Source organism: Streptomyces hygroscopicus subsp. hygroscopicus (genome assembly GCF_001553455.1).
GTDB classification, from domain to species: Bacteria; Actinomycetota; Actinomycetes; order Streptomycetales; family Streptomycetaceae; genus Streptomyces; species Streptomyces hygroscopicus.
Genome location: NZ_BBOX01000361.1, coordinates 1 through 5,534 on the forward strand (window position 1 = coordinate 1; position 5,534 = coordinate 5,534).

Consider the following 5,534-nt stretch of genomic DNA (forward strand, 5'->3'; position numbering starts at 1 on the left):
GTCCAGTCGTGGTCCTCGAGGCCCTCATGGCTCACGGTGTGGCGGCCCCGGACGTCCGGGCCGCCGGTGAAGAGCCCGCCGGTGATGAGCGTGCCGGGGCAGGGCTTGCCGGGGTGGGGGCGGCCGGAGAAGACCCTGCCGCGCTTGTCCGCCTCCAGGACGACCTCCACGCCGTGGGGCCCGGTCAGGAGGGTCAGCGCGATCTCGCTCACGTCGTGGATGTACCGCGGGGCCGGGGTGAGCTCGATCTCCTGGTGGAAGGGGAGCGTCTGCCGGGTGCCGGAGGTGTGGCCGAGCCGCAGATGGGCGGCGACGAGGCTGAAGCCGAGCCGCCCCAGCGCGCCCAGCACGGCTTCCTGGGCCGGCAGCGGGCGCACGATCAACTGCGCCAGCTCGCCGTGATCCTTCGCGCCCCCCGCCGCGAGCTCGGGCCGGACGCCCAGGACGACGCTCAGCGGCTGTTCCGACAGCTCGGTGAGGGGCGTCTCCCACGGTATGTGGAGGGTGAACGGAACGTCTCTGCGCTCTCTCGCGTCGAGCCGGAACCCGCCGCTGAGCCGGAGCCGGTCGAAGACCACGGCGCACTCGGCGCCCTCGGCGCCCCCGGGCTCCGCATCGCCGCGAGCGGCCTCGCCGTACCCGGATCCGCCGCGAGCGGCCCGGTCGTCCCCGGATCCGCCGTGCCCGTCCCCGCCGTGCCCGGAATGGCCGCACCCGGATCCGTCGTGCCCGGACCCCACGCGGGCGGCCAGCTCCACGGCGATGTGCTCGATGTCGTAGGCCCTGTCCCCGCCCCGCAGCCGCACCTGCCCCCGCACCACCCCACCGGGACGCGCCGCGCCCTGCTCCAGGACCGTGTCCACGGTGGGTCCACCGACGCCGAGCGAGCCGAGCACTCGTTTGAACACCATCGCGGGTTGACTCCTTCGCTTCACCAGGTTTTGTCTCTCTGTTCCGTGGGGTGCATGCGTGGAACGAACGGGAAGGTAAAGAGATTCCCACGCACATGCTATGGAATGACAAAACAAGCCGGGAGTGGTGCTGTCTGACCGTCAGCCCCCGCAACGTCCCAGCTCAGGCGCCTTTCGGTGGAGCCTGAACCGGTCGGCGAGTGAGGCGAACCCGCTCCTCGTGTTCAGCGTGCGCGATGCCCGCCTTCTCGTATTCGGCGAGGGGCTGTATTCGGCTGGGGCCGGTATTCGGCAAGGGTTCGCCGCGTCGACGACGCCCGCTCACGGAGAGCTATCTGATTGGGTCCTCCGGCCAGGGGTAACCGGGGCTGGACCCCGAGGCCCGCGACAGGCAGGTGAACACGGAGGATTCGTCATGACGAAGCCCAACCCCACCGATCTGCAGAAGGCGCTCAAGGGCGCCAGCTATCCGGCCGACCGCCAGTCCCTGGTGGAACGCGCCAAGGAGAACGGGGCGGACCGCGAATTGGTCGATGAGCTGTCACACGTCAAGAAAGGCAGCTTCGAAGGCCCCGACGAGGTCCAGAAAGCCGTCTTCAAGGGGCAATAACGGCTCGGCGAGCGAGGCGGAAGCCGGTGCGGACAGCGGAGCGTCGGAGCACTTCCGCACCGGCACGCGCCCGCTTCACCAGGCAGGTGCTCGACGCACCGGCAGGCGCCCGCTTCGCCAGGCAGCTGTCCGACGCATCGGCACGCGCCCGCTTCACCAGGCACGCGCCCGATCACCGGCACGCGCCTGGTCCACCGGACACGAGCCCGGTGCGCGGCACGCGCCTCATTCACCGGCACGTGCCCTGATCCACCGGCACGCGCCCGAATGCGAGGCGCCGAGGCGCCCGCTCATCCGTACGTACCCCGGAGGACGGGAGAAGTCCGATGTCACGTGTGCGACGGGCCAGATCGGCGCTGCTCGGCGCCGCGGCGGTGGTCGTGAGCGCGGGGATCCGCCGGTGGCGGCGCAGGCCGTCGCGGATCGCCCCGGTGACCGACGCCCCCGGCGGCGGCCGGTGGCTGACGGTCACCGTCAACCGCCCTCCCACCGACGTGTGGGCCGAAGCGCTGCCGGAGCCGCTGGGGCGCTACGGAGACCGGCTGGAGATCCGGATCCGCCCGGCGCCGGGGGACCGCGGGACCGAGCTTGCGGCGCGGACGAAGGACCAGCCGTCGCGGCTCGCCACCTCCCTGCCGGGCAGGCTGGCCGGCCGGGACCCCCGTCAGGGGGTGCGCCGCGCCCTGCGCGAGGCCAAGTCCCTGCTGGAGGCCCGCGAGGTGCTGCTCCCCGACGCCCCGCCGACGGCCCACCCGTCGCTCGGCGGCAGGATCGTCGGCCTGCTGACCCGGCGGTCCCGTGAGGAGGGCGTGCTGTGAGGGCCCTGTGCTGGGAGGGCGTGGACAAGCTGGCGGTCGAGCGGGTCCCCGATCCCCGGCTGCGCAATGAGCAGGACGTCATCGTACGGCTCATCGCGGGCACCACCTGCGGCTCCGATCTGCACCTGATCGGCGGTCACATACCGGCGATGCGGGCCGGTGACGTCATCGGCCACGAGTTCCTGGGGGAGGTCGTCGAAACGGGCCCCCAGGTGCGCCGGCACGCGGTGGGCGACCGGGTGGTGGTCTGTTCGTTCGTCGGCTGCGGCCGCTGCTGGTACTGCGCCAACGACCTGTGGTCCCTGTGCGACAACACCAACACCAACCCCGGACTCGGCCAGGCGATCTTCGGCCATGACACGGGCGGCGTCTTCGGCTACTCGCACATCATGGGCGGGCTGCGCGGCAGCCACGCGGACTACGTCCGGGTGCCGTTCGCCGACTACGGTGCCTTCTCGGTCCCGGAGGGGATCGACGACGTCAGCGCCCTCTTCGCCTCCGACGCGGTGCCCACCGGATGGATGGGGGCCCACCTCGGCGGGGTCCGGCCGGGCGACGTGGTCGCCGTGTGGGGATGCGGCGCCGTGGGGCAGATGGCGGCCCGCGCCGCGATGCTGCTCGGCGCCGACCGGGTGGTCTGCGTCGACAGCGTCCCCGAGCGGCTCGCCATGACGGAGCTGCACATCGGGTGCGAAACCCTCGACTACACGGCGACGGACATCGAGGCCGAGCTGCGGGAGCGCACCGGCGGACGGGGTCCCGACGTCTGCATCGAGGCGGTCGGTATGGAGGCGGACGGCGACGGCGCCCTCCGCCGCTACGACCGGGCCAAACAGCGGCTGCGGCTGGAGACGGACCGGCCCGCCGCGGTACGGCAGGCCGTTCGTGCCTGCCGTAAGGGCGGCATGGTCTTCGTCCTCGGCGTCTTCGGCGGGCTGGCCGACAAATTCCCCCTGGGGGCCCTCATGAACAAGGGCCTGACGCTGCGCGGCGCCCAGCAGCACGGCCAGCGCTATATCCCCATGCTGCTGGACCGCATCGCGGCCGGGGAGCTGAAAACCTCGCACCTCGCCACCCATGCGCTGCCGCTGGACGAGGCTCCGCAGGGGTACGCCATGTTCAAATACAAGACGGACGGCTGTGTCCGCGTGGTTTTCCGCCCCGGCGGCTGACTTTCCGCCGGGTCCGGCGCAATGCCCGGTGCGGGACCCGGGACCTCTTCGGCGAGTCGGGCCGGAATCGCCGTCCCGCTTCCGGTAATGGTGGGCGAATCGATACGACCGATTCGTGGGCCGGTACCGCCGGCCGCCCACACATTCATACTGCCGAGGAGCGGACACGGACATGGCGACGACAACCAAGCCCGACTTTCAAGCTCCCGCGGAACCCACCAGACTCGGCAGCATCGTGGTCGACTGGCTCACCACGACGGACCATAAGAAAATCGGACACCTGTACCTGGTGTCCGCGTTCGGTTTCTTTCTGATCGGCGGCCTGCTGGCCATGATCATGCGTGCGGAACTGGCCCGGCCGGGATTGCAGTTGGTCAGCAAGGAGCAGTACAACCAGGCTTTCACCCTGCACGGCACGCTGATGCTGCTGCTCTTCGCGACGCCGCTCTTCGCCGGATTCGCCAACGAGATCATGCCGTTGCAGATCGGCGCCCCCGATGTCGCGTTCCCCCGGCTGAACATGCTGTCGTACTGGCTTTTCCTCTTCGGCGGGCTGATCGTGATCGGCAGTCTGCTCACCCCCAACGGCGCGGCCGACTACGGCTGGACGGCCTATACGCCGCTCAGCAGCAGGTTGCGCTCACCGGGCGTGGGCAACGACCTGTGGGTGATGGGGCTCGCCCTCTCCGGCTTCGGAACGATCCTGGGCGGCGTCAACTTCATCACGACCATCGTGTGCATGCGCGCCCCGGGCATGACGATGTTCCGCCTCCCCATCTTCACCTGGAACATCCTCTTCACCTCGATCCTGGTACTGATGGCCTTTCCCGTGCTGGCGGCCGCCCTGCTGGTGCTTGAGGCGGACCGTAAATTCGGCGCGGTCGTCTTCGAAGGGGCCAACGGCGGTCCGGTGCTGTGGCAGCATCTCTTCTGGTTCTTCGGCCACCCCGAGGTCTACATCATCGCCCTGCCGTTCTTCGGCATCGTCACCGAAATCATTCCGGTGTTCTCCCGTAAGGTGGTCTTCGGCTATATGGGCCTGGTGGGTGCCACCATCGCCATCACCGGGCTCTCCGCGACGGTATGGGCCCACCATATGTTCGCCACCGGTGCGGTGCTCCTGCCGTTCTTCTCCTTCATGACGTTCCTCATCGCGGTGCCGACCGGGGTGAAGTTCTTCAACTGGATCGGAACCATGTGGCGCGGCTCCGTCTCTTTGGAAACACCCATGCTGTGGGCCATCGGATTCCTGGTCACCTTCCTGTTCGGCGGGCTGACCGGGGTGATCCTCGCCTCGCCTCCGATGGATTTCGAGGTCCACGACAGCTATTTCGTCGTCGCTCACTTCCACTACGTGGTCTTCGGCACGGTGGTCTTCGCGATGTTCGCCGGGTTCTATTTCTGGTGGCCCAAGTTCACCGGGAAGATGCTCGACGAACGCCTCGGAAAAATCCACTTCTGGACCCTGTTCGTCGGCTTCCACACGACCTTTCTGGTACAGCACTGGCTGGGCGCGTCGGGCATGCCGCGCCGCTATGTCGACTATCTGGCCGCCGACGGCTTCACCACGCTGAACACGGTCTCCACCATCGGCTCCTTCCTCCTGGGCCTGTCCACCCTGCCGTTCTTCTACAACGTGTGGAAAACCGCGAAGTACGGGAAGCGGGTCGTGGCCGACGACCCCTGGGGGTGGGGCCGCTCCCTGGAATGGGCCACCTCATGCCCCCCGCCCCGGCACAACTTCCTCGCCCTGCCGAGGATCCGCTCCGAATCCCCGGCCTTCGACCTCCACCATCCGGAAGTGGTCGTCCAAGAGGTGGCCACCGACCACAGGGCGCCCCTCTCCGAGGGCATGGGCGCCCCGGTGGACCTCGGCACAAAGGAGGAGCGCACCGGCGGCGGCGAGCCCGGCCCCGAAGCGGGCGGGGACACCCGGGACCGCGAGGACTGACCCCCGAGCACGGACCGGCGGGCCCACGGGCGAGGGCCGGGGCACGGCGGCGGGCCGGGAGCAGGGCTCCCG

Annotated in this window: 5 protein-coding genes; 4 read left to right on the forward strand and 1 reads right to left on the reverse strand. The window is 69.6% G+C overall.

Annotated features, from left to right (window positions below; genetic code table 11):
* Window positions 1–911, reverse strand: a 911-nt coding sequence (locus tag AXW62_RS31260) for a sporulation protein (protein ID WP_060947460.1), incomplete at its 3' end; no start/stop codon positions are given.
* Window positions 912–1,326: 415 nt separating this feature from the next.
* Here AXW62_RS31260 and AXW62_RS31265 point away from each other — a divergent pair.
* The 4 genes from AXW62_RS31265 to ctaD all read left to right on the forward strand — a co-directional run bounded on the left by AXW62_RS31265 (window position 1,327) and on the right by ctaD (window position 5,462).
* Entirely contained in the window at window positions 1,327–1,521 is a 195-nt protein-coding gene (locus AXW62_RS31265; RefSeq protein ID WP_060947461.1) for a DUF2795 domain-containing protein, read from the forward strand.
* Between the two features lie 326 nt (window positions 1,522–1,847).
* Window positions 1,848–2,339, forward strand: a complete 492-nt coding sequence (locus AXW62_RS31270; protein ID WP_051886508.1) for a hypothetical protein — start codon at window positions 1,848–1,850, stop codon at window positions 2,337–2,339.
* Window positions 2,336–3,511, forward strand: a complete 1,176-nt coding sequence (locus AXW62_RS31275; protein WP_060947462.1) for a zinc-dependent alcohol dehydrogenase — start codon at window positions 2,336–2,338, stop codon at window positions 3,509–3,511. The genes AXW62_RS31270 and AXW62_RS31275 overlap by 4 nt, the downstream gene beginning before the upstream one ends.
* A gap of 172 nt (window positions 3,512–3,683) precedes the next feature.
* Window positions 3,684–5,462, forward strand: a complete 1,779-nt coding sequence (ctaD, locus tag AXW62_RS31280) for an aa3-type cytochrome oxidase subunit I (protein WP_060947463.1) — start codon at window positions 3,684–3,686, stop codon at window positions 5,460–5,462.
* The last annotated feature ends 72 nt before the right edge of the window (window positions 5,463–5,534 follow it).

Excerpts from the sequence above, each read along its gene's own strand:
- AXW62_RS31270 (WP_051886508.1), top strand. The coding sequence starts at position 1,848 with ATGTCACGTGTGCGACGGGCCAGATCGGCGCTGCTCGGCGCCGCGGCG.
- ctaD (WP_060947463.1), top strand. The coding sequence starts at position 3,684 with ATGGCGACGACAACCAAGCCCGACTTTCAAGCTCCCGCGGAACCCACC.
- AXW62_RS31265 (WP_060947461.1), top strand. The coding sequence starts at position 1,327 with ATGACGAAGCCCAACCCCACCGATCTGCAGAAGGCGCTCAAGGGCGCC.